This window comes from Niallia yueguangensis, assembly GCF_052663115.1.
The window spans coordinates 61,918-84,967 of the sequence record NZ_JBQTCX010000004.1 but is presented as its reverse complement, the minus strand read 5'-3'; the positions used below and the strand labels follow the sequence as shown (position 1 = coordinate 84,967).

Genomic DNA, 23,050 nt, shown 5'->3' with positions numbered 1-23,050 from the left:
TCAGATGCCATTTACTCAATAACAAACTTGCTCATTACAAGGTTTCGGCAGGATGATGGGACAAGCATTTTCGATCATCCTTTCTATTTGCAGCTTTATACTTTGTCAATAATCTGACTAATATGTTCAAAACATAATTGTTTAGAATTTCAAATTATTTGAATACTGCAAAATATATTTCTTTTATTTAACTTCTTATAAATAGCTGCTTTTGTCAAGTAAGAAAACTTCATTAGGAATAGATGCCGAAAAAGAATTCACAAAATGTTGAAATATCATTTTCGTTGCTATTCCTATGTTGTTTTACATCAATGTGTAATTTTTTCCACAGTAAGTTCCATTATGCGGTTTACTACATCTGTAATGGAAAGAGAAGTTGTATCAATTTCCGTTGCATCTGATGCTTTTTTTAATGGAGCAACTTCCCGTTCTGAATCTAATTTATCTCTTGTTGCAATTTCTTGCTTTAATAATTCTAAATCAGAGGAATAACCTTTATTAATATTTTCCGTATGACGGCGAATTGCCCGTTCTTCAACGGATGCTAACAAAAATACTTTTACTTCAGCAGTTGGAATAACATGTGTTCCAATATCTCTGCCATCCATTACCACGCCGCCGTTTACTGCAAACAACTGCTGGCGTCGAACCATTTCTTCTCGCACTAATTTATGCTTTGCAACAGCTGAAACAGAGTTTGTTACAGTACTTGTCCTAATTTCGTCTGTTACATTATTATTATCTAAAAAAATCAATTGTCCTTTATCACTTGGAAACAGTTCAATCACGGTATTCTCCAGCATTTTTATTAATGCTTGTTCATCTTCAAGATGAAGTTGATTCGTAATTGCTTTATAAGTTAGGGCCCGATACATCGCACCAGTATCAATATAAATATAACCAAGCTTTTCCGCTACTATTTTAGCAACCGTACTTTTCCCAGCAGCAGCTGGTCCATCAATTGCAATACTAATTTTTTTACTCATAAATCCTCCTGAATTATTGGTTTCATTAGAAAAATATAAGGACTTGACAGTAGTCTACCTTAAAAAATTTTATGCTTTCTTTTAAAACCAATAAACGATTAATAATAGCTTAGAATGACGAAATGTATTCTAACACTCTCTATTTTAACATATTTTCATCCCTTTTTTCGATAAGAAAAGAAAACGTCTTTCTCTGTAAAAGATAGTAGTTGAGAAATTTTTTAATCATATAATAGAGAAAAAGACGAGGCAAATACTTTACAAAAGTTATTTGCTCGCCTGATTTGCATGATGGAACATACTTCGAATAAGGACTATTTAAATTAGGCTATGTTAAAGCTCATTGTTGTTTTTGGCACTATGTTGATCTTCGTTCCAAGCGTAAGACTCCTGCGGAAAATGCGAGTCAAAGGGAGACCCCACAGGCGCACAGCGCCGAGGAGGCTCCCGAACCGCCCGCGGAAAGCGAACGCCTGAAGCGGAAATCAACAGGAAAGTTTAACAGAGCCTTAAATTAAAAAGAATCACCTGATAGCAGCAGATATAATCAGTGTTGCTGGAATGTTTCCAATATTTTCGAAAAATTCGACTTTGAAACCCCTTCATATTGAGCCAATTCGTAAAGTTGAGGAAATATATTCCATGCATGAATCAACTGACTAATTGCCAAAAATAGCAATTGGATAACAATCACTTTAACTAACAACCGCTCAAACCTTTTCATTACAATCACTCCAACAAATTCTTGCTAAGAAAATTTTGTCCTTTACTTTCTTATTTTTATTATTAGAGCAATTTATGCAGTTTATTCAATTCTCGAGTCCTTTTTTCTTAAAGGATAATTGTACATCATAGCAAAAACGTAATATAAATTGCCGGTCACTTGGTGATACATCAAAAAATTGCAAGGAAACTTTATTATGCGTCTCATTATGTTCCCAAACTCTTATAACCGTTCCTTTTAATCTAGGATAATAGTATTCTCCATTTTGCAAGTGCAATACCATATACAATTCTAGAGCAGCACCTTCTTGTAAATAAGAAGTTTTCGGGACAATTAAAGCAGCTCCTCCTGCACTAATATCAGTAGTTACCGTTGTAAAAGGGGGAAAATCATTATTTAATGGATGGACGGCAATATCCAAACTTGCGTCAACCCGAACAAATTGTCTTCTCTGTATTTTTATTAATTGCTCTTTTGAAGGCATATGCAAAATAAGCATGGGAACATTTTCTTTTTTTCTTCCTAAAATTTCTGTTTGAAACATAAATACAGCACCTTCATTTGTAACAAAATTCACTTTTAATTGTGTGCCGTTTAATAAAAATGCTGTTTTATTTGTTTCTAAATGAATCGGATAATCTATATATAATTCTTTTTCACTTGTTTCTACAAGCTTGCATTTATATTGATCGGAGCTATCTGTATTAACCGGCTCTAGTATTAATGTATCTCCTATTTTTATCACGATAATTACCACTCTTTCTTTTGTAACAAATGACTTATAAACAGTTTTTCTACCATTTTTTCCTTTTATTATGGCATGTAACTTTCCTATTAAGCAATAGGATAGACTAAATATTCTGCGATAAGAGTCTTAATAATACGAAAAGGCTATAAGTATTTGATGGTAGCTTTTAATAAATCCAGCTTGTGCAAAGATTTATCCATAAAGTTCATCATATACTCATAGCCTTTTTTTCTGATTATTCCTTTTATTTATACTACTTCTTCATACACTGGTTCAGCATTTTTCAGTTTTTCTACTTTTTCTTCTATGCCGCTTTTAGCATTAATGTAAATTCTGTACGTATCGTTCCCAAGTGTACCAATAAATTCATAACAAAGGACTTCTTCATTTATGTCATTTATAATAATGGCTAATCCATCCTCCATTATTTTTACTTGTTTATTAATTTTTTTCTGTGCATCTGCTTTTGAGATAACAGGTTCTGCAATCTCTCTTTGTTTATGGGCCTGCAAATAATCCTCTGCAGCAAAACCAACAATATTTCCATTATCAAGAGCTACTTTCACTTTGGTGCTATCGGGATATATTTTTACCCCATCTATTTCTGTGACAAAAGAAAATACACCGATATTATTATATTGCATGCTTTCGAAAAGTGCGAGGTCTTTAAAATGATTGTCTTTTAAAAATTTCACCGCATTATTTCCTGCTTCATTTAAGCTTATCTTTTGTTTATTTACGTCTCTCGAAAGAATATACCAGATAGGATATCCACCTTTTTTTGTTATATCCATATTTGCTTCATGGTTTGAATCTTTGTCCAACAACGAAACACTATAGAAGCCATAATTAGAGCCTTTTCCATTTTCCGTTACTTTCGCTTCTATCTTTCCATTAAAATTTGCATACTTCTTAGCTGTTTTGACTGCTTCTTCTTTTGAAATGATGCTTCCTTCTAAATGTTTAAAATTTTCATCTTTTTTCTCCATATTTACATAGGTTGGTCCAAAAGAAGATTCTTTATAGCCTTCTACCTTTTGTTCTACTGTTTTTAAACCATCGACAATCGTATTGTCTTTTGCTTCATTCCCAGATGCTATTGCCATTTCCACATCCATCCATCGTAAATTATTTTTTAATACAATGTGTTGGACGTTTCGTAATTCATTTTGAATTTCTTCCGCTTGACCATATAAATTTTTTAATGAATTGTATTCTTTATCGGATAAAGGTTCTTTATTAAGATCTCTTACAGCTGTTCGATAGCTGAAATCGCCAATATTCGCTAGAAATTCTTCCGTTTTATTAAACGGTAGTAAAGTTAGGGGCAATTGACCTACATCACTATGCGCTTCAGAAGTTATTCTCCAAACATCTGCCAGCGCTGGCGATAATGAGTCTCTAGAATTCATCGCCAGAGTAGTTCCAATTTGATCATGCAATAAATCGATTTGATAGGTTAAGTCATGGAATGCTCGTTGATAACTGTTTTCTGCATTTATTAAAATAGCATTTTTTTCTTTATGTTCTTGATAGCCCCAAAATCCAACACCTGCAATTGCTATCACTAATAATGCGATTAATATTCCTCTTAACAATTTTTCCCACCTCTTTATTTACAGAAGATATGTTTTCCTATTTGTTTAATTTGTGGTCTCGTCCATATCCAACCGCTTGTTGCTGTATCTGGATTAAAATAATACAATGCACTACCAGTCGGATCCCACCCGTTAATCGCATCCAATACCGCTTCTTTCGCCGTTTCATTTGGAGTTAGCCAAATTTGTCCATCTGCTACTGCAGTAAATGCACGAGGTTCAAAAATAACACCAGAAACGGTATTCGGAAAAGATGCACTATTGACGCGATTTAAAATAACCGCAGCTACAGCAACTTGGCCAGTATATGGTTCTCCACGCGCTTCGCCATAGACAGCATTTGCCATTAATTGAATATCATTTTGCGAAAATCCATTTGGAACATTGGCAGCTGTTGGTTTATTTTTTGCTGCCCCTTCACCTGCACCTGCTGTTTTATTAGTTGTACCCTGTGTACCAGCTCCGCCAGTAGGCGCCTTTTTAGAAGTAGGAGTTTTTTGTTTATTTAAATCAACTCCACCATAATGGGAAAACTTTTTTCCTTGATTAATCTGATTCTTGACAAAATTCTCATTATATTTTGATGCATTTGCAAGCTTTAGTTTTGTTGTCCATCCTGCCAGTCCATCAATTGGTAAACCAAATTCATATTGGAAATTTCTTAATGCCCAATACGTCTGCCACCCAAAAACACCATCAATTTTCCCATTGTAAAAACCTAAATACTGAAGTCTCGCCTGCAGTTCAATTACATCATCGCCGACTGCTCCCTGTTGAATAACTTGATTAGAAAATGCATACGCTTTATGTTTTGCACCTTGTAACGGCGTCATCATTAGGCACAGAGAAAAAATGATGGTCATTTTTGCGAGTAATAATTTTTTATTCACGATTGTTACCCCCAGAAGTAAATACTATTAACATTAACCCTATTTTTTGTAGTAGTTGGTTTTTTATACAAAAAAAAAAAAAACAGAATGAGGCAGTTTCATTCTGTTTCTTTTATTCTTTTCTTCCCTTTATTTTTCAGAGTACTTAATAAACAAGAGGGTCGTGCATACTTTTCACAAAACATAATATCCCAAAGAATACAGACTGGTAATTTACTCCATCGGCATTTAGATTTCTCTTTTCTCTTTTCCCGTTGATCTTTGGTTGTTAATTCTTGTTAAAAAAGGAACACTCAGACATGAGATGGCAGCGATACGGAGGTCACGAAGCCCAGTACGCAGAAGAGGAACTATGACTGGACTGAAGAGACAACATAACGAAGATTTTCGACTGGTATGTTTGTTAGACTTTTGGAACACCCTCATTTAATTCACTTTTATATATTTTTGAAAATGTTCTTTACTTAATTCCCTTGCCATTCTTACTTTCCGCAACCCTATCCACCATAAAAAAAGCATAAACGGTGTTATAATTAGCAACCAGTTTTTTTGAATGGAAAGGATATAATCATAAATACCATGCAGCAAAACAGGAATAAACAACGAATAAAATACCCATTTACCTCTAGGCATCGTAAATTTTCCTTTTCCTAAATAGTACCCCATAATCACTCCGAATAAAGCATGGCTTGAAACTGGTAATAACGCTCTTCCTAACGCATATTCCACTCCATTTGCAATTAAATATAAAATATTTTCAACTGTGGCAAACCCTAAAGAAACAGACGCACCATAAACGATGCCATCATAAGGTTCATCAAATTCCACATGCTGATAAGCTGTATAATATAAAATAAACCATTTAAAAAACTCTTCTAATAAACTTGTTGAAAGTACGGCTCTCCAAATTCCATTGGTAAAAATCATTTCTACGTTTAAAACATATTGAATAAACATGATTGGAAAAACGAGTAACGCTCCAGAAATAAACGTTCTTAACACAAGGGAAATGGGTTCAGAATCATATTGATCTTTTAAATAAAAATAACTTAATAACGCTAAACCAGGAGCTATCCCAGCAGATACAATTGCCAACATATCCAAACCTCATTTCCCTTATTATACATTCTCATTATTGAGTTCGCTTTAAAATTTCCTCAGCTACTAACCCTCCATGAAAACGGCCATTTTCAATAAAAATTTCATTTGCATTATTACCTGCAGCTAATACACCAGCAACAAAAATACCTTTTACATTTGTTTCCATCGTTTCAGGGTTGTATATTGGTCTACCTGTTGATTCTTCCATTTCAACTCCCATTTTTTTAAGAAATTCATGATCAGGATGATAGCCTATCATGGCAAACACAAAGTCATTCTTTATTTCAAAAGATTTTCCATCCTTTTCGTAACGGAGTGTTTTCTCTGTGATTTCCATGACATTTGCATTAAATTCCATATGAATAATGCCATTTCGAACTAATGAATCAAATTCTGGAAGTATCCACGGTTTAATGCTTGTTGAATATTCACTTCCTCTATATAAAACAGTGACTCTTGCTCCTGCTTTTACAAGTTCAATCGCAGCATCGACACTTGAGTTTTTCCCTCCTACAACGACAACATCATGATCAAAATATGGATGTGCTTCCTTAAAATAATGCATAACTTTAGGAAGGTCTTCCCCAGGAACCTCCATATAGTTTGGATGATCATAATATCCTGTTGCTACGACAAGATAAGGAGTTATGTATTCGTTTTTTGTACTTTTTACGATAAATTCATCGTCTTTCGTTTTTTCTACTTCTAGTACTTCTTCATAAGCATTAATTCGCAGCTGTTTTCTTATTACGACTTCTCGATAATAGACTAAAGCTTGATTCCGGTTCGGTTTGTATTGCTCTGTTAAAAAAGGAACACCGCCAATTTCCAATTTTTCACTTGTACTAAAAAAAGTTTGGTGGGTTGGGTACCCATGTATGGCATTAACAACATTTCCTTTTTCAATAATAACCGGATTTAAATTTAATTCCTTTAAAGCAATAGCAGCAGCCAATCCACATGGCCCTCCGCCAATAATGATGGCTCCTTCTTTTTTCATAACATGTCACTCCTTACTAATTCATCCAGCCGGTAAGGGTTGGGCAAAACAAGCATTGTTTGTTTTTTCAGAAGGCACTGTTAAACGATCATGTTGTTTATGGGAAGGGAATCTGCGAAACTCCTGTGGAAAAACGGGCTGGCAAGACCCCCGAGTAGAGGTACGAGCGAGGTCATCCGCGGAAAGGGAGTGGATGACCTGACCTTTTGAAAATCAACAATAGAATTTAACAGAGCCTTTCAGAAAAAAATCTCCTAAAAATAGCATAGGAGATTTTCCGAAAATATACAATAGTTAAATAAGGATTTTAAATCCAGCCTCTGAATCTAGAAGCTTCCGCCATTTTTCTGACACCTACCATATAGGCAGCCAACCTCATGTCCACTCGTCTTATTTGAGCAGTTTCGTATATATTATTAAATGCTTTGCTCATTACCTTTTCCAATCTTTCTTCTACTTCTTCATCTGTCCAATAATAACCTTGATTATTTTGTACCCATTCAAAGTAAGAAACCGTTACACCACCAGCTGAAGCTAAAACATCTGGTACTAATAGGACTCCTTTTTCGGAAAGAATCCGTGTCGCTTCTATTGTTGTTGGACCATTCGCCGCTTCTACTACAATTTTTGCTTTAATATTATCGGCATTTTGTTCGGTAATTTGATTTTCAATAGCAGCTGGTACTAAAATATCGCATTCTAATTCTAATAGTTCTTTATTTGTAATCGTTTTGTTAAACAAATTCGTTACTGTTCCAAAGCTATCTCGTCTGTCTAATAAATAGTCGATATCCAAACCTTTTGGATCATAAAGGGCGCCATATGCATCTGATATACCAATAATTTTTGCACCAGCATCATGCATAAATTTAGCAAGAAAACTGCCCGCATTTCCAAAGCCTTGAACAACAACACGAGCTCCTTCAATAGAAATATTTTTGCGCTTAGCTGCTTCTCTGATACAAATAGTTACCCCTTTTGCTGTAGCCGTCTCTCTTCCATGAGAACCACCTAGAACAAGAGGTTTTCCCGTAATAAAACCAGGAGAATTAAACTCATCTATTCTACTATACTCATCCATCATCCATGCCATGATTTGAGAATTTGTAAACACATCCGGTGCAGGAATATCCTTCGTCGGACCAACAATTTGACTAATTGCACGAACATACCCACGACTAAGGCGCTCTAATTCACGAAAAGACATTTCTCTGGGATCACAGACAATCCCACCCTTTCCACCACCATACGGGAGATCTACAATGCCACATTTTAAACTCATCCAAATGGATAATGCTTTTACTTCAGTTTCTGTAACTTGCGGATGGAAACGAATTCCTCCTTTTGTTGGACCAACTGCATCATTATGCTGAGCCCGGTAGCCAGTAAAAATTTGAACACTTCCGTTATCCATTCGTACAGGAATCTTAACAGTCATCATCCGGACAGGTTCTTTTAATAATTCATACACTTCATCTGAATATCCTAATTTATTTAATGCTTTATGAATAATTGTTTGTGTTGATTTTAACACATTATGCTCTTCTTCCAATTGGTTTATGTCACTAGATTTTTTGGCTACCATTATTGATCCTCCTAAAAAACTACAAAATAATTATTTTTATAATCTTAGAAAAGTAGAAGCAAGTTCATAGTAAACTACTATTTTTTGTATGTTGATGTAGCTTTTTGTTATATAATGAAGATTTCGTTATGATTTTTAGACCATTTTCAAAACTAGTATACACGTTTCGATTCATAATGCAAGTATTCTATTTATTATCGAAACTGCCACTTTGTTACTATTATTAGTATGGGTAGATGTTTATTCCTCATTTATTTCATTATCGTATTTTCATCTGATAATACTCTGTTTATCCGTCATCTCCCCTATAAGTTTAATATGTAAAATGGGCTTAAACATATATCTTATCTAAGTGAATTTTATCCAATTAAAAATGGGGAAAATCTTGTTTCTATTTTAACATTTTTATAATGTTTTACCAGTAGCATGCACTTGTTTAATGTCTTTTTTCTGTAAATTTTATTTCCACCCTGTATCAAAAAAGGTGAAACTTCTATCAGTAGGGCTTTATCCTTACTAATAGAAGTTTCACCTTTCCTTTTTATATAGGCTCTGTTAAACTTGCCCGTTGATTGCAGCGAGAGGCATTCGCTTTCCGCGGGCGGTCTGGGAGCCTCCTCGGCGCTGTACGCCTGCGGGGTCTCCCTTTGACTCGCTTTTCACCGCAGGAGTCTCACGCCTTCCGCTCCAATCAACAAAGTATCAAAATCAACAATTAGCTTTAACACAGCCTTTATATAAGAACAATTATGCTGCTCTTATAAGGGAATTTGCTCCAGTTCATTTAAAAATAGGTTGTTATGATTTCAATAGCTTTGTTTTCACAAATTGTATTTCCATATTCTTGTATAAGATAAACACTAGTTAAGGAACATTCTCCATACTCCCCTAATAACGCTACCATTTGCTCTTCTCTTTTTGTCATTACATCAGCAAAACATATATAATAAATTCCATCTTTACAATAAAGGGATCCACCTTTAAAGCCTACATGGTCGAGCTGCTTGCATACTTGTATTACATCTTCTAATTCCTTAAATTCAAATAGCATATCGACTGTTTCTTCTACGGTTACCTGCATTTCCAAAAACCCTTCATTTAAGAGTTCCTCTTCGTCATTCTCTTGATCGCTCATCGTTAATATCATAACCATTCCCTGTGCTTTTAAAGAAAAAATTTCCACTGCAACAGAACCATTTATTTCTAATCCGAACTGATCATTTGCTTCCTCTAGCATTTCATGAAAAAAATACTGCCATTTCATCGAGTCTTTCCAAATATCATCCTTTGTTAAGCCACGTTCATATAAGTCATCAAAAGTCAGATGTATTTTTATTCTGTTATAATTTAATCTCTCTAAGCGCATGACATTGCCTCCTGCTCCTTGAAAAAACTCTTACTGTAGCTTATGAAGCAGAAAGAAAAGGGTGATTCGTTTTAAATGAACATGTCATGTATAAGTGTGTATTAAAAAGGAAACCAATTAGCAGCAGCCAAGAACAAAAGCGCAAGCGCCTTGAACAGCTCTGAAGAAAAATGTTCACATGACTCAAAAAGTGCTTTTTACTTTTAGAGGCATGGGGTTATTTTTCACAAGAGCTAGGCGCTGGAGCTAGATGCGGACCCAACCGCTAAGTTATCCACAACTCCGTTTCGTTTATAATTTCCTATAAAACAAAGAAATTAGAGGCTTTCATTTAATGACTTTTTGAACTTCCTTAATTAAAATTTTACTGATCTAGTGTATTTTTTATTTTAATAACATGTGTTTCTGGTTTTGCTCCCAGGCGCAGTGATACGGAGGTTGTTCCATAGCCGTTGCTGGTTAATATCGTTGTATCGCCAATAACTTTTGTTCTTCCAATCTCATATGGACCAAAACCAAAAATTCTTATTTGACCACCATGTGTATGTCCGCTTAAAACGAATGTAATTTGATCCTCTTCTTTTATTTCTTTTATAATCTTCGGATTGTGACTTAACAAAATTTTAAAATTTTCCTTCTTCACTTCTTTTAGAGTGCTTTCTAAATCATCCATTTCCATAGAATAATCTTCAATTCCAATTAAAGACCATTCTTCGCATTGTTCCGAATGAAAGGTTACTGCTTTATTGTCTAGTATGATTACCTTTTCTTCTGACAATAATTGTTTCAAATGATCTGTATTCACTTCATAATCATTATTTCCCCAAATAAAGTATACGTCTCCGATTTTTTTTAACTTTTGAATATTTTCTTTTACTTGCTGAAAACTAACTCCTTTTTCCAATAAATCTCCACCAATTATCACCATATCTACAATACCTATTACTTCCTCTATTACACTATCTGCAATACGTCTTCTATGTATATCTGAAATAAAAAACATCGAAACTTCTTTAAAAGAACGGGGAAAATTCGGAAAATAAAGCATTTCATATTTTATATTGTTTTCATGAGCCTCTTGATACATTTTCGAGACGATCCATCCTCCAACTATTATTAAGGGCATTAATAGAATAAAAATTCCCATTTATTTTTCCTCTCCTCTTGCTCGTTAGCAAATTTTCATTTTATTTTACAAACTCTCCATTAAAAACATAAAAGCTCATTAAAAAGAAAAGCATGAAATAGAAATATTTTCATATTATTTAAAGATTATAACATTTTAAAGGAGGACTTTTTTATGAGTTCGTTTTATAAACAATATCATCCTTATATAAGCCCAAATGATCCATGTCCGCCTATGAAAACAAAAACGTATTCCACTCCACCGAATTTATACATGGGTTTTCAACCACCAAATTTGCCACAATTTTCCCCAATGGAAGCTTTAAGAGCAGGGACTTTATGGAAGGCATTTTATGATCCTTATTATAGCCCCTATGAAAAAAGGGAAGGAGATAGATCATGACGAAACAACTGCCAGCAGAATATTATCAGTTGTTAGAACAGCTACAGGCAGTTGATTTTGTCCTAGTTGAATTAACCCTATACTTAGATATACACCACCATGACGAAGATGCCATCAATCAATTTAACCACTATGTACAAGAAAGAGAAAAATTTAAAAAGTTATATGAAAGCAAGTATGGTCCATTACTTCAATTTGGAAATAGTTACTCCGGAACTCCATGGGATTGGGATTCTACACCATGGCCCTGGCAAGTGTAATTAGAAAAGCGGAAGCGGCTTGAACAGCTCTGAAGAAAAATGTTCACATGACTCAAAAAGTGCTTTTATCTTTAGAAAGGAGACATATATCATATGTGGTTATATGAAAAAAAATTACAGTATCCTGTAAAAGTGAGCACCTGTAATCCAATGTTAGCAAAATTTCTCATTGAACAATATGGTGGGGCAGACGGCGAACTAGCGGCAGCTCTCCGATATATTAACCAACGCTACTCCATTCCTGATCGTGTTATTGGCCTGCTGACAGATATAGGAACAGAAGAGTTTGCTCATCTCGAAATGATTGCTACCATGATCTATAAACTAACCAAAGATGCGACTCCAGACCAATTAAAAGCAGCAGGACTTGGGGAACATTATGTTAATCATGATCATGCACTATTTTACCAAAATGCAAGCGGGGTTCCGTGGACTGCCAGCTATATTGCAGCAAAAGGCGATCCAATTGCTGATTTGTATGAAGACATTGCTGCAGAAGAAAAAGCAAGAGCAACTTATCAATGGATTATTAATATGAGTGATGATCCTGATATAAATGACAGTCTACGTTTTTTACGTGAAAGAGAAATTATCCACTCGCAGCGTTTTCGAGAAGCAGTGGAAATATTAAAAGAAGAGCGTGATCGAAAAAAATTTTTTTAATAAATTAATAAAAAGAAAGCCATCATATAGCATTCGTTTTAATGTTATATGATGGCTCTCTTCATTTCGTTTCATGAAATAAATTAATGTCATATTGCTGTTTCATCATGTTAAACACTTGATGACGATTTTTCCACGCTTCTTCTTTTTTCCATAAATCTTTACTTTTATCAATTATTTCACAGCGCAGTTCATGGAATTCTTTTTCCGCTTTCTCTTTTTTCTGTTTTAATATATTCATAAAACCGAAAGATCCAATAATAAGCAGCATTGCATATAAATGAACATTTTCTTGAACAAGAACGGAAAACATTGCTGCAAAGGAATAATTATAAGGAACAGCAACTTGTTTATAGAACCAGTATGTATAAACAAATGTTAAAAAAATAGTCAACCACATAATAAACAAATGTATTTTTTTTAATCCATCATATTTCCGCTTCTTTTCAACCAATTTTTGCAGCATCGCTTTTGTTGCTTCATCCGTATCATGATCTAACTTTTGTATATAATCTTCCATAACCTACTCTTCCTTTCCTATCCAAACCTTTTCTATTCGGCATATAAAAATATATGAGGCTATAGGACAAGTTAGAATAATATTTTGGTCTAATCAGAATTATAAGTTAGATAACTGCCTAGCTCCAACGGCGATGACCAAGGAGGCTGCGCTTTTTCTTCTTATGGAAGAGGGATTTTTAAAATTTGACCAAGTCGTATTTCATTACTTTGTAAATGATTTGCTTCTTTTATTATTTCTACACTTACATTATATTTCAACGAAATTCGATATAAATTTTCGTTCTTTTGTACGGTATGATATTTCACTTTTCCTTCCGATGCTTCGCCTACAGAAGAATTGGGTTCGGTTTTACGGTCTTTGGGTTCGGTTTTAGTTTCTTTTGGTTCCGTTTTAGTCTCAACGAATTCAGATTTAGGGTCTTGATAAGAAGGAAGCGATTCGTTTTTTGTTCCTTTCTCTTTTGCAACTTGTTTTGTCTTTTTATTTAAGGAACTTTCCTCTGATTGAACCGTTTTGCTTTCGTTCTTATCTGCTTGTTTATTCGTTATTTGATTTGCACCTTTATCTGTACGGTCAATTTCTTTCTTTTCATTTTGATGCTTGTTGTCATTATTTATTTTCTCTTCTGCTTTTTCGTTTATGCCATCTTCTTTTTTCACAGACTCTTCTGTTTTATCTCCTTCTTTTTCCTTTGCTGCTTCAATCGTCTCCGCATCTTCTTCATTTTGTTGTATATCGACTTTTTCAAATTGATCAGACGACGAATCCACTGGAACAATGTTAGAGAACCAACGCTCAGAAATAGTTTTATTAATAACTAACAAACTAATAGGCAATAAAATGAAGATAAAAACTAATAAAGTTATGATAGGTGTTTTTAATTTCTTCTTTTTTCTTTTATTACGATGAACTCTGCTTCTAGGTGGAAATTTTTCATTCTCATTTTCTGCTTCTATTGCAGCTGCCGTTTGTTCCACCGATTTATCTATACGAGAGATTCTCTTTTTTCCCTTTTCTGCCTGCACTCGATAAGGATCTTCTTTCGTCATAACATCCCTTCCCTAACTATTTATTCTTTTCTGTTTTTTCTTAAGGCTGTTTTTTCAAAGTTTGTTGTTTTCCACTAAAAAAATGGGAGAAGAAGTACTCAGCAGACTGAATACACGTAGACTCCTGTGGGAATGCGAGAAAGACGAGACCCCACAGGAGCGTATAGCGACGAGGAGGCTCGACGCTCGCTAAACGGACGAAGTGTATTCAGGCTGCGAATTTAAAAGCAACGATCTATACGAAAACAGCCTTTCTTAATTAGTACTCTTTTTATAGCCAAACAGTTTATATCTGATAATCATTCCTAGCAGGAAATCGATAGTAAAATGCATGATAATTGTAACTGAAAGATTATTCGTTATTTGAAATAAATACCCCATCAGAAAACTTAATACAATAATATTTGCAAATAAAAAACGATTAAATAAATATCGGTAGTGAATAATCGCAAAAATGACACTGCTGATTAACAAACCTAATTTTGTTTGTACTATGCCTCGAAACAAAATCTCTTCGCTAATAGCAACCACCGCTGCAATAATCATAATATGAAATGGGTTTCTGCCAGTAAAAATACGGTGATTTATCCCGCCGTCATCTTGATATTTTTCAGGTAAAATGTTCATGAAAAGAATATCTATTGCCACGATGACTACACCAGACGCTAAACCAATTAAAAAATGATTGAAATGAAACCGAAATAGTGTAAAAAACGACAGATCCAATTTAAAAACAAACATACCTAAAATGACGGATACAATCAATAATAATAGTTGTGTAAAATATAAATGCTTAACTAATTCTTTATCTGACAATTGATTGATCATGTGAAAATATCTTTCTTTATTCATTTGACCACTCACTTTTTAAAAGAATTCGCGCTAAAAGCTCTTTCCAGTTTTCTATATGGGAGTGGTTCAAATTTATTGTGCGACTCTTATCATAGTCGGACATATCTAAGCCGCATTTATCACAACATTTTTGTGAAAATGACGGTTTATTTTCTTCTGCAAAATACGTTGTAATCAATATTCTTCGACAATGTTCAGCATGAATCCAATTTAAAAAACCAGCTATTTTTTGTTTCTTGTTTTCTAAACGAATAGTGCGGTGCCGTTTATAAGCATGCAGTTTTTTTAATAACAAGGACATGTCGTGTTTTTCCGATTGAATGTACGCTTCTAACACACGCCACTGGACTTCAGAAAAATGATGCTCTAACCAGTTTTTTTCTGACTTTTCCCAATCATCATACTTATTATACTGTAACAGAGACATTTCCAGCTGTTTTATTTGCAGTTCAGAAGGCCATTCCATCTCTGCTAATTGGTAGGCAATAAATTCATCTCCAGGCGTATATAAAAGGATGGAAATGCTTTGAAGTTGGTCTCTTCCAGCACGGCCTATTTCTTGAAGATACGATTCAAACTGGGAAGGCATATGAAAATGGATGACAAAACGAATATTTTCTTTGTTAATACCCATTCCAAATGCACTAGTTGCACAAATAATGTCTAACTGTCCATGAAGAAATTGCTGTTGAATGAGGATTCTATCTTCCTGTGTCATTCCTCCATGATAGCTCGTACAATTCACTTTGCTTTTTTCGCGAAGATATGCTGCAGTTTGTTCCGCTATTTTTTTGCTGGAAAAATAAATAATTCCAGGACCTTGTAATGTTTGTACTAAATGTACTAATCGGTTCATTTTCTCTTTCAAAGAAAAGAGTTTTTCCACTGAAAGAGCAATATTTGGGCGATTAACCGAATAAACCACTTCTTTCACTTCTTGTAAAAACAATGATTCTTTTATATCGTTTCTAATTTCTTCTGTTGCCGTTGCTGTTAAAGCTAACGTAACAGGGTTGTTTAATTCCTTTCTGACAAATCCAATTTTTTGGTATTCTGGGCGGAAATCATAGCCCCATTGCGAAATACAATGTGCTTCATCAATAACAAATAAACTAATTTTTAATGATTTAAATACCGCTAATACATGGTCATTACTTATCATTTCTGGAGAGATAAACAAAAACTTATATTTCCTTATATTTTGCAGCACATCATTTTTTTCTGATTTTGACAAAAAGGAGTTTAAAGCAACCACTCTTTTTTCCCCATTCATTTTCATCTGTTCTACTTGATCCTGCATTAATGAAAGCAATGGAGAAATAATAATTACTATACCTTCCAGCAACATTCCTGGAAATTGATAGCATAGAGATTTCCCTGTTCCAGTTGGCAGCATAGCCAATGTATGATTGCTTTCTAAAATAGAAGCAATCACTTCTTCTTGCCCAGGTCTAAACGCATCAAAATGAAATAATTGTTGTAAACTTTTTTCTAAATTCACCACTTATCCCCTAACCTTGCTAAAACAACTCGTATTTCAAAATAACTTACATTCGCTAATCTTTCTTTTAACTGTTTTAATGACTTGGAGGAGGTTTGCTTCGCACAATTTTCAATCTGTTTTATTTTGTCTTCTGCAACAAATTCATTAATAAGGAATGAAGGAATATTTAATACCATTTCGACTATATGATCTTCAATGGTACTTTGTTTTAATTGACGAATACGGCAAATTTCTTCTACTGAATATCCTAATTGCAAATACTCATATGTTGTTGCAGTTGATTTTGTCAGTGATAAAAAATGAGAATTGGTATTTATCATTTTCTTCAATAAAGGGAAACGTTGCTCATTTTCGATAATTCGTTCTATCATATAATGAAGAATAGATAAAAAACATACATGATAATAGTCATGATCCATCTGTAATTGTTCTGCTGCCTGCTGAGAAGTCAATCCTACATAATCCACTCCTGTCAATCGAACGATTAAATATCGTGGATCCCCTTCTATTTTTTCCAGACATTCGATTATTTCTTTATAAAGCTGTTTACTTAACTCGTTTCGTGGAATTTTTACGGAATAAATGGTTTCCTTTAGCCAATCTTGAACGAAACGATCTCTTTGAACAGGAAGATAGCGGACTTTACTTACAGCAAGATGGGAAGTTACTTGCACAAACAAGGAAAGCCTTTCCCAGAAAACAGTTGTCAATTGATAGTATCTCCAACCTTTTAAACGGGGAATCGGGCACTTTTGCAATAAATCTTTTATCTTATTATATTTTTCTTTTTTCACGACATAATGCTGATCACTGACTTTATGTATCCACCCATTTTCTTCAAGCTTTGTTATAACTTTTTCAAAATCTGCCCGTGTTAAAGATGGAAATGTTTGAAATAATGCTGTTAATTGAAAAAGATGAATATCTTGGATCGTTTGAGATGATTTTTTTCCATTTAACATGTGTAAAATAGAATAAATCGTTCTTTCCCCATTTATTATTTGCATACAATGTAATACTAATGTCTCCATAAAGGACATATAACGCTTCTCCTTTAAATGATGGTATGACCGATATTTGTAAAAATTATACCTATATTCTATCATGAAATCGTATTTTTTCGACAATTTACACAAGGAAAATGAAAGAAAATTACCTTACTTATAAAAGAACTACTTATTTTTTATTGAAAAGTTGTAGATTCAGTTTTACAATAGGGTAATAGTGAGTAGTATCATTTGTAAACAATGAATATCACTTTACTAAAAATATTGGAGGTTTTGCGACTCATGGCAAAATATACTATCGTAGATAAAGACACATGTATTGCGTGTGGAGCTTGTGGAGCTGCTGCACCAGACATTTATGATTATGATGATGAAGGCCTTGCATTTGTTACTTTAGATGATAATGAAGGTACTGCAGAAGTTCCTGAAGTTTTATTAGATGATATGTTAGATGCTTTTGAAGGCTGCCCAACAGATTCAATTAAAGTAGCTGACGAGCCGTTTGAAGGCGACGCACTTAAATTTGAATAGTAGAAAAAAGGAAGCGGTATGAATACCAGCTTCCTTTTTCTTTATACATTTCGATATTGTATTTGTTTTTGAATCCATACACTCATTTTAGTAAAAATAAGCATAAAGATTGCAGAAATGATGACACCTTTTAATAGATTAAAAGGCAAAATACCTTTTATTACTGTTTCTCTAATATCCATCGGGAACTTCGTTAATTCTATAAATACTGGCAAAAGGACAAAATAATTAAATAAACTTAACGCCACAGTCATTGACAGCGTACTGATTATTAGTCCGACAACCATTCCTCTTTTGGACTTCATTTTTTGATAAATATAATAACTTGGAAGTATAAAGGATACACCAGCAAGAAAGTTTGCCATATGTCCAACTGGAATGCCAGTTTCGCTTCCTGTGATAAAATAATCGATGATATTTTTGATTAATTCTACTAAAATACCAGCAGCAGGTCCAAAGATTAACGCCGCAATTAATGCAGGTACATCGCTAAAATCAATGAGCAGCCAGTTTGGAAATGGCGGTATCGGAAAATTAAGCATCATTAAAACATAAGCTAAACCGCTTAACATCCCAACCGATACATAAGTTCTTACATTCATCTTTTTTCTCATTTTCCTCTTCTCCTTTTCAGGATCCATCTCACCTAAAGAAGAAAGATTCTAGCATTGTTCACACAGCCTAAATAAACCCCAAAAACCCCCAAGTCATAGTACACTTGAGGGAGAGTTATAAAGGTATGCTAAACAAACGTTCGTATATATATATTTTGAACGGTGCAGAACCTCCATCTTCTCCCATCCAGACTGTACTGTCGGTTTTGGATTTTCACCAAATCAACCTACCGAAATAGGTTCACGGACTTTGAAGGCCACCCTTCATCACCGCCGGTCGGGAATTTCACCCTGCCCCGAAGATAGATCAATATTAATTTTAAATACATATATTATTATACAAAATAAACATCATTCTGTGAAGAAGTTAGCATTAAACTCACCGGATTTATGTATAAATTATATATTCTATAATTTGTTCCTTTGCTTTTATAGTAGAAATTATTAATTTTTGTTTATTTTCTGTTATTTTTATATATTTTGGTCCAAACTTTCACATTAGGTCTTGAGAAATAAAAAATAATCAACAATAATAAAATAGGACAACTGATTTTACTCTTAAAGACATAATACTACGTTATGGCAGGTGAAGAGAAAATGTATCAAATTTTAGTAGCAGACGCAATTAGCGAAATCGGATTACAGCCTTTATTAGAAATGCAATCGGTAAACATTATTCAAAAAAAGACCGATAATCCCGATGTTGATTTAACTTTGATTGATGCTTTACTAATCAGAAGTGCAACGACCGTTACTGATGAACTTCTTCAACAAATGCCTAACCTAAAGATTATTGCTCGTGCTGGTGTTGGCGTAGATAATGTTGATATCAACGCAGCAACAAAAAGAGGGGTTATTGTCGTTAATGCACCGGACGGAAATACTATTTCCACTGCTGAGCATACTTTTGCAATGATGGCTTCCTTGATGAGAAAAATTCCACAAGCACATCAATCCGTTAAAAATCTAGAATGGAAACGAACTGCTTTTGTTGGAACTGAATTAAACGGCAAAACTCTTGGTATTATCGGTTTCGGCAGAATTGGTTCTGAATTGTCTAAACGTGCAAAAGTGTTTGGTATGAGTGTGGATGTTTATGATCCTTTCTTAACAAAAGAAAGAGCCGACCAGCAAGGAGTAAAAGCCTGTTCTTTAGATGAATTGTTAAAAAATGCGGATATTATTACCGTTCATACACCATTAACTCCCGAAACAAAAGGATTAATAAACACAGAGGCTCTACGAAAAACGAAAAAAGGGGTTTACTTCCTCAATTGTGCCCGCGGGGGCATTATTGATGAGTTAGCGCTTGCTCAATTCATTGAAAATGGCCATGTAGCAGGAGCAGCTATTGACGTATTTGAGGTGGAGCCGCCAATTGACAACCCATTAGTGAATCTAGACAACGTAGTTGTTACACCACATTTAGGTGCATCAACAAACGAAGCACAACTGAATGTAGCAACTCAAGTAGCACAGGAAGTTCGGGTATACCTAGAAGGGAAACCTGTTGCAAACTCTATTAATTTACCTGCTTTATCCAAAGATATTTTTGAAAAAATAAAACCGTTCCATCAATTAGCAAAACAAATGGGTTCTATCCTATCTCAATGTATGCAACAAGGCATTCAAGAAATTACAATTACTTATTCTGGTTCTGTTACTGACTTAGAAACTACTTATCTTTCCAAAGCAATGATCTCTGGATTCTTTGGAAACCGTGTGGATGTATACGTTAATGAAGTAAATGCATTATTAACAGCAAAAGATCGAGGCATTACAGTTGGCGAAAAAATTGCCAATAACACGTATGGCTACTCTAACTTAATCACCGTAACAGCAAAAGGAGAGCATACTAGTTTTACTGTTAAAGGAACGTATATTGAAAACTATGGGCCGCGAGTTGTTTACTTAAATGGATTCCATATTGACTTTAACCCTGAAGGAAATTTAATATATGTTCAGCATATGGATAAACCAGGCGTGATCGGAAGAGTTGGTAAAATTCTTGGAGACTGCTCTATAAATATTGCAACGATGCAAGTAGGCCGTAAAGAAGCTGGCGGAGAAGCGATCATGATTCTTTCATTTGATAAACCAATCGAAGACAGCTCTATTGCAGCTATTAATCAACTTGATGATATTACTTCTTTAATTCGTATTATTTTATAATAAGGCTGTGTTAAAGCTAATTGTTGATTTTGATACTTTGTTGATTGGATCGGAAAGCGAGTGCCTCTCGCTGCAATCATCAGGCAAGTTTAACAGAGCCTATAATAAAAAATCTTTTTTACAATGGCTGTTTTCTCAAAGTTTGTTGTTTTTTACGTAAAAAAATGGAAGACGAAGTACTCAGCAGACTGAATATACGTAGACTCCTGTCGGAATGCGAGAAAGACGAGACTTAAGCAGAGCGTATGCGACGGGAGGCTCGACGCTCGCTAAACGGACGAAGTGTATTCAGGCTGCGAGTTTAAAACAACAATCTATACGAAAACAGTCTTTACAATAAGACAGGAGCCAGCTTTTCAATTAGAAGAGCTGGCTCTTTGTAAACATATATTATTTTGATTGCTGCATTTAAAATACTTTTATTTCCCTTGGTCTAACATATACCACGTCGCCTTTTTTCACTTTTAAAGCACTGAATTGTTCATTTGTTATCTCTACCTCTAAACTTCCCTGTATATCTGTTCTCGACACTTCTAGGCGAACGACACTTCCTACTTTTTGAATATGATGTATTACTGTTTTAATAGAACTGCTATCCGAATATTTATGTTCAATAATAAAATGGTGTGGTCTGACATACCCTATTCCATCTTCTCCTGCTAAGTGAACTGGAATGTCAAACTTTGCACTTCCTGAAGATAACTTCCCTTTTTCTATATGACCTTTAAATATATTGACACTTCCTAAAAAGTCATATACAAAAGGATTAGCTGGAAATTCATATACTTCCTCCGGTGTACCAATTTGTTCAATTTTCCCTTCATTCATTATCACGACTCTGTCAGCCACATCCAACGCCTCTTCTTGGTCATGTGTTACAAATATACTCGTAATTTTATATTCATCATGCAATTTTCGCAGCCAACGTCTTAATTCTTTTCGAACCTTGGCATCTAAAGCGCCAAAAGGCTCATCCAGCAATAAAATATTCGGTTCTACTGCTAATGCTCTTGCTAGAGCAACCCGCTGCCTTTGTCCGCCAGACAATTGAGAAGGAAACCGATCAGCATATTGGTTTAATTTAACAAGCTCCAATAGTTCATTTACTTTGGCTGTTATCTCTTTTTTTGTTTTTCTATATTTTTTTGGTTTTACTTTTAAGCCATAGGCAACATTTTCAAATATAGTCATATGGCGAAATAATGCGTAATGTTGGAAAACAAAACCTACATTTCGATCTTTTACATGCGTATCTGAAAAATTCTGATTATGAACAATTATACTGCCACTATCTTGATATTCTAATCCCGCAATAATACGCAGCAAAGATGTTTTTCCTGAGCCCGATGGACCTAATAAGGCAACAAGTTCACCTGTATTGACTTGCAAATTAATATCTTGCAGGGCTTCATAACTTCCGTAGTTTTTTGAAATATTTTCGATAATAATGCTCAAATCTTCCCCTCCTAACGTGTAAACATGTTGTCCTCTTTCTTTGAATCAATAAAACTTTTAATAATCAAAGTGATAATCGCAAAAATGGACATAAGCGATGCAACGGCAAAGGATGCAGAAAATTGATATTCATTGTATAAAATTTCTATATGAAGCGGCATCGTATTGGTCATTCCTCTTATATGGCCTGAAACGACCGAAACTGCGCCAAACTCCCCTATTGCCCTTGCATTTGCCAAAATCATGCCATAAATCAAAGCCCATTTAATATTAGGAAGGGTAACATAAAAGAATGTTTTTAAACCACTTGCCCCTAAAATAATGGATGCTTCCTCTTCGGAAGTTCCTTGATTTTGCATGATAGGAATTAATTCCCTCGCAATAAATGGAACCGTAACAAAAAGTGTTGCTAAAACAATACCAGGAACAGCAAAAATAATCTTTATATTGTGTTCCAGCAAAAATGGTCCAAATAAGCCATGAAGACCGAATAATAAAACAAAGATAAGACCTGCAATAACTGGTGAGATGGCAAATGGCAAATCTATTAATGTTAGGAGAAGATTTTTTCCTTTAAACTGATACTTTGAAATCGCCCAAGCTGCAATGACACCAAAAATAGTATTTACTGGCACTGTAATAGCCACAATTAAAAGCGTAAGTTTTATGGCTGCAATAGCATCTGGATTAGAAATTGCTTCTACATACACCGAAATTCCTTTTTCAAAAGCTTTAACAAAAATAGCAGCTAACGGAACGATGAGAAAAAGACTTAAAAATACTAGAACGATAGATATTAAAATCCACTGTATAAAAACTGGATCTTTTTTTACAGCAAGATTATTTTTTAAAGGTTTCGTAGAAATTTGTATATTTGCATCCATTTTTATTCTC

23 protein-coding genes and 1 riboswitch are annotated in these 23,050 nt (G+C 34.3%); of the genes, 5 read left to right on the top strand and 18 right to left on the bottom strand.

What is annotated here, in order from left to right:
* Nucleotides 1-308: 308 nt before the first annotated feature.
* The 10 genes from cmk to ACTYA4_RS05220 all read right to left on the bottom strand — a co-directional run bounded on the left by cmk (nucleotide 309) and on the right by ACTYA4_RS05220 (nucleotide 11,145).
* On the bottom strand, nucleotides 309-986 hold the full coding sequence (cmk, locus tag ACTYA4_RS05265) for a (d)CMP kinase (RefSeq protein ID WP_443479980.1): 678 nt from the start codon (nucleotides 984-986) through the stop codon (nucleotides 309-311).
* A 547-nt stretch (nucleotides 987-1,533) separates the two neighbouring features.
* The gene (locus tag ACTYA4_RS05260; protein WP_443479981.1) at nucleotides 1,534-1,710 is read right to left on the bottom strand and encodes a YpfB family protein; all 177 of its coding nucleotides are present in this window, start codon (nucleotides 1,708-1,710) and stop codon (nucleotides 1,534-1,536) included.
* 85 nt (nucleotides 1,711-1,795) lie between these two features.
* Complete coding sequence (locus ACTYA4_RS05255; RefSeq protein ID WP_443479982.1) at nucleotides 1,796-2,455, bottom strand: flagellar brake protein; 660 nt, start codon at nucleotides 2,453-2,455, stop codon at nucleotides 1,796-1,798.
* 251 nt (nucleotides 2,456-2,706) lie between these two features.
* Nucleotides 2,707-4,056, bottom strand: a complete 1,350-nt coding sequence (ypeB, locus tag ACTYA4_RS05250; protein WP_443479983.1) for a germination protein YpeB — start codon at nucleotides 4,054-4,056, stop codon at nucleotides 2,707-2,709.
* Between the two features lie 14 nt (nucleotides 4,057-4,070).
* Nucleotides 4,071-4,946, bottom strand: a complete 876-nt coding sequence (gene sleB, locus ACTYA4_RS05245; protein ID WP_443479984.1) for a spore cortex-lytic enzyme — start codon at nucleotides 4,944-4,946, stop codon at nucleotides 4,071-4,073.
* Nucleotides 4,947-5,372: 426 nt separating this feature from the next.
* Nucleotides 5,373-6,044: a glutamic-type intramembrane protease PrsW gene (gene prsW, locus ACTYA4_RS05240; RefSeq protein WP_443479985.1), complete on the bottom strand. Its 672-nt coding sequence runs from the start codon at nucleotides 6,042-6,044 to the stop codon at nucleotides 5,373-5,375.
* A 34-nt stretch (nucleotides 6,045-6,078) separates the two neighbouring features.
* Nucleotides 6,079-7,047 carry a YpdA family putative bacillithiol disulfide reductase gene (locus ACTYA4_RS05235; protein ID WP_443479986.1) on the bottom strand — a complete coding sequence of 323 codons (969 nt, stop codon included), beginning with the start codon at nucleotides 7,045-7,047 and terminating at the stop codon, nucleotides 6,079-6,081.
* 307 nt (nucleotides 7,048-7,354) lie between these two features.
* Nucleotides 7,355-8,632, bottom strand: a complete 1,278-nt coding sequence (locus ACTYA4_RS05230) for a Glu/Leu/Phe/Val family dehydrogenase (protein WP_443479987.1) — start codon at nucleotides 8,630-8,632, stop codon at nucleotides 7,355-7,357.
* Between the two features lie 784 nt (nucleotides 8,633-9,416).
* The gene (locus ACTYA4_RS05225) at nucleotides 9,417-9,998 is read right to left on the bottom strand and encodes a genetic competence negative regulator (RefSeq protein ID WP_443479988.1); all 582 of its coding nucleotides are present in this window, start codon (nucleotides 9,996-9,998) and stop codon (nucleotides 9,417-9,419) included.
* A gap of 364 nt (nucleotides 9,999-10,362) precedes the next feature.
* Complete coding sequence (locus ACTYA4_RS05220; protein WP_443479989.1) at nucleotides 10,363-11,145, bottom strand: metallophosphoesterase; 783 nt, start codon at nucleotides 11,143-11,145, stop codon at nucleotides 10,363-10,365.
* A 153-nt stretch (nucleotides 11,146-11,298) separates the two neighbouring features.
* Here ACTYA4_RS05220 and ACTYA4_RS05215 point away from each other — a divergent pair, with 153 nt between their 5' ends.
* The 3 genes from ACTYA4_RS05215 (at nucleotide 11,299) to ACTYA4_RS05205 (ending at nucleotide 12,449) form a co-directional block, all read left to right on the top strand.
* Nucleotides 11,299-11,526: a spore coat associated protein CotJA gene (locus ACTYA4_RS05215; RefSeq protein WP_443479990.1), complete on the top strand. Its 228-nt coding sequence runs from the start codon at nucleotides 11,299-11,301 to the stop codon at nucleotides 11,524-11,526.
* Nucleotides 11,523-11,786: a spore coat protein CotJB gene (locus ACTYA4_RS05210; RefSeq protein ID WP_443479991.1), complete on the top strand. Its 264-nt coding sequence runs from the start codon at nucleotides 11,523-11,525 to the stop codon at nucleotides 11,784-11,786. The genes ACTYA4_RS05215 and ACTYA4_RS05210 overlap by 4 nt, the downstream gene beginning before the upstream one ends.
* Nucleotides 11,787-11,879: 93 nt before the next feature.
* Nucleotides 11,880-12,449, top strand: a complete 570-nt coding sequence (locus ACTYA4_RS05205) for a manganese catalase family protein (protein WP_443479992.1) — start codon at nucleotides 11,880-11,882, stop codon at nucleotides 12,447-12,449.
* A 61-nt stretch (nucleotides 12,450-12,510) separates the two neighbouring features.
* Here ACTYA4_RS05205 and ACTYA4_RS05200 read toward each other — a convergent pair whose 3' ends face one another.
* From ACTYA4_RS05200 to ACTYA4_RS05180, 5 genes are all read right to left on the bottom strand, one after another.
* A complete protein-coding gene (locus ACTYA4_RS05200; protein ID WP_443479993.1) occupies nucleotides 12,511-12,969 on the bottom strand; it encodes a DUF2663 family protein in 459 nt (152 codons plus the stop codon).
* A 161-nt stretch (nucleotides 12,970-13,130) separates the two neighbouring features.
* Nucleotides 13,131-14,021: a LysM peptidoglycan-binding domain-containing protein gene (locus ACTYA4_RS05195; protein WP_443479994.1), complete on the bottom strand. Its 891-nt coding sequence runs from the start codon at nucleotides 14,019-14,021 to the stop codon at nucleotides 13,131-13,133.
* 255 nt (nucleotides 14,022-14,276) lie between these two features.
* Nucleotides 14,277-14,873 carry a CPBP family intramembrane glutamic endopeptidase gene (locus ACTYA4_RS05190; protein WP_443479995.1) on the bottom strand — a complete coding sequence of 199 codons (597 nt, stop codon included), beginning with the start codon at nucleotides 14,871-14,873 and terminating at the stop codon, nucleotides 14,277-14,279.
* Nucleotides 14,866-16,374: a RecQ family ATP-dependent DNA helicase gene (locus ACTYA4_RS05185; protein ID WP_443479996.1), complete on the bottom strand. Its 1,509-nt coding sequence runs from the start codon at nucleotides 16,372-16,374 to the stop codon at nucleotides 14,866-14,868. The genes ACTYA4_RS05190 and ACTYA4_RS05185 overlap by 8 nt, the downstream gene beginning before the upstream one ends.
* A complete protein-coding gene (locus ACTYA4_RS05180) occupies nucleotides 16,371-17,417 on the bottom strand; it encodes a YpbB family protein (protein WP_443479997.1) in 1,047 nt (348 codons plus the stop codon). Before ACTYA4_RS05180 ends, ACTYA4_RS05185 begins: the two co-directional genes overlap by 4 nt.
* Before the next feature lie 249 nt (nucleotides 17,418-17,666).
* Here ACTYA4_RS05180 and ACTYA4_RS05175 point away from each other — a divergent pair, with 249 nt between their 5' ends.
* Nucleotides 17,667-17,915 carry a ferredoxin gene (locus ACTYA4_RS05175; protein WP_443479998.1) on the top strand — a complete coding sequence of 83 codons (249 nt, stop codon included), beginning with the start codon at nucleotides 17,667-17,669 and terminating at the stop codon, nucleotides 17,913-17,915.
* Nucleotides 17,916-17,956: 41 nt separating this feature from the next.
* On the opposite strand, the gene ACTYA4_RS05170 is transcribed toward ACTYA4_RS05175, so the two are convergent.
* Nucleotides 17,957-18,529: an ECF transporter S component gene (locus ACTYA4_RS05170; RefSeq protein ID WP_443479999.1), complete on the bottom strand. Its 573-nt coding sequence runs from the start codon at nucleotides 18,527-18,529 to the stop codon at nucleotides 17,957-17,959.
* Nucleotides 18,530-18,700: 171 nt separating this feature from the next.
* Nucleotides 18,701-18,837, bottom strand: a riboswitch (FMN riboswitch).
* Between the two features lie 289 nt (nucleotides 18,838-19,126).
* Between ACTYA4_RS05170 and serA the strand changes: the two genes are divergently transcribed.
* On the top strand, nucleotides 19,127-20,701 hold the full coding sequence (gene serA / locus ACTYA4_RS05165) for a phosphoglycerate dehydrogenase (protein WP_443480000.1): 1,575 nt from the start codon (nucleotides 19,127-19,129) through the stop codon (nucleotides 20,699-20,701).
* A gap of 408 nt (nucleotides 20,702-21,109) precedes the next feature.
* Here the strand turns inward: serA and ACTYA4_RS05160 are convergent, their stop codons facing one another.
* Nucleotides 21,110-22,156 carry a sulfate/molybdate ABC transporter ATP-binding protein gene (locus tag ACTYA4_RS05160; RefSeq protein WP_443480001.1) on the bottom strand — a complete coding sequence of 349 codons (1,047 nt, stop codon included), beginning with the start codon at nucleotides 22,154-22,156 and terminating at the stop codon, nucleotides 21,110-21,112.
* An 11-nt stretch (nucleotides 22,157-22,167) separates the two neighbouring features.
* Nucleotides 22,168-23,040 (bottom strand): sulfate ABC transporter permease subunit CysW, encoded by an 873-nt coding sequence (cysW, locus tag ACTYA4_RS05155; protein ID WP_445505573.1) that lies wholly within the window; start codon nucleotides 23,038-23,040, stop codon nucleotides 22,168-22,170.
* Between the last annotated feature and the right edge of the window lie 10 nt (nucleotides 23,041-23,050).

Excerpts from the sequence above, each read along its gene's own strand:
- ACTYA4_RS05205 (WP_443479992.1), top strand. The coding sequence starts at position 11,880 with ATGTGGTTATATGAAAAAAAATTACAGTATCCTGTAAAAGTGAGCACC.
- cmk (WP_443479980.1), bottom strand. The coding sequence starts at position 986 with ATGAGTAAAAAAATTAGTATTGCAATTGATGGACCAGCTGCTGCTGGG.
- ACTYA4_RS05210 (WP_443479991.1), top strand. The coding sequence starts at position 11,523 with ATGACGAAACAACTGCCAGCAGAATATTATCAGTTGTTAGAACAGCTA.
- ACTYA4_RS05200 (WP_443479993.1), bottom strand. The coding sequence starts at position 12,969 with ATGGAAGATTATATACAAAAGTTAGATCATGATACGGATGAAGCAACA.
- ACTYA4_RS05260 (WP_443479981.1), bottom strand. The coding sequence starts at position 1,710 with ATGAAAAGGTTTGAGCGGTTGTTAGTTAAAGTGATTGTTATCCAATTG.
- serA (WP_443480000.1), top strand. The coding sequence starts at position 19,127 with ATGTATCAAATTTTAGTAGCAGACGCAATTAGCGAAATCGGATTACAG.
- ACTYA4_RS05180 (WP_443479997.1), bottom strand. The coding sequence starts at position 17,417 with ATGTCCTTTATGGAGACATTAGTATTACATTGTATGCAAATAATAAAT.
- ACTYA4_RS05195 (WP_443479994.1), bottom strand. The coding sequence starts at position 14,021 with ATGACGAAAGAAGATCCTTATCGAGTGCAGGCAGAAAAGGGAAAAAAG.
- ACTYA4_RS05215 (WP_443479990.1), top strand. The coding sequence starts at position 11,299 with ATGAGTTCGTTTTATAAACAATATCATCCTTATATAAGCCCAAATGAT.
- ACTYA4_RS05225 (WP_443479988.1), bottom strand. The coding sequence starts at position 9,998 with ATGCGCTTAGAGAGATTAAATTATAACAGAATAAAAATACATCTGACT.
- ACTYA4_RS05235 (WP_443479986.1), bottom strand. The coding sequence starts at position 7,047 with ATGAAAAAAGAAGGAGCCATCATTATTGGCGGAGGGCCATGTGGATTG.
- ACTYA4_RS05230 (WP_443479987.1), bottom strand. The coding sequence starts at position 8,632 with ATGGTAGCCAAAAAATCTAGTGACATAAACCAATTGGAAGAAGAGCAT.
- prsW (WP_443479985.1), bottom strand. The coding sequence starts at position 6,044 with ATGTTGGCAATTGTATCTGCTGGGATAGCTCCTGGTTTAGCGTTATTA.
- ACTYA4_RS05190 (WP_443479995.1), bottom strand. The coding sequence starts at position 14,873 with ATGAATAAAGAAAGATATTTTCACATGATCAATCAATTGTCAGATAAA.
- ACTYA4_RS05175 (WP_443479998.1), top strand. The coding sequence starts at position 17,667 with ATGGCAAAATATACTATCGTAGATAAAGACACATGTATTGCGTGTGGA.
- cysW (WP_445505573.1), bottom strand. The coding sequence starts at position 23,040 with ATGGATGCAAATATACAAATTTCTACGAAACCTTTAAAAAATAATCTT.
- ACTYA4_RS05220 (WP_443479989.1), bottom strand. The coding sequence starts at position 11,145 with ATGGGAATTTTTATTCTATTAATGCCCTTAATAATAGTTGGAGGATGG.
- ACTYA4_RS05170 (WP_443479999.1), bottom strand. The coding sequence starts at position 18,529 with ATGAGAAAAAAGATGAATGTAAGAACTTATGTATCGGTTGGGATGTTA.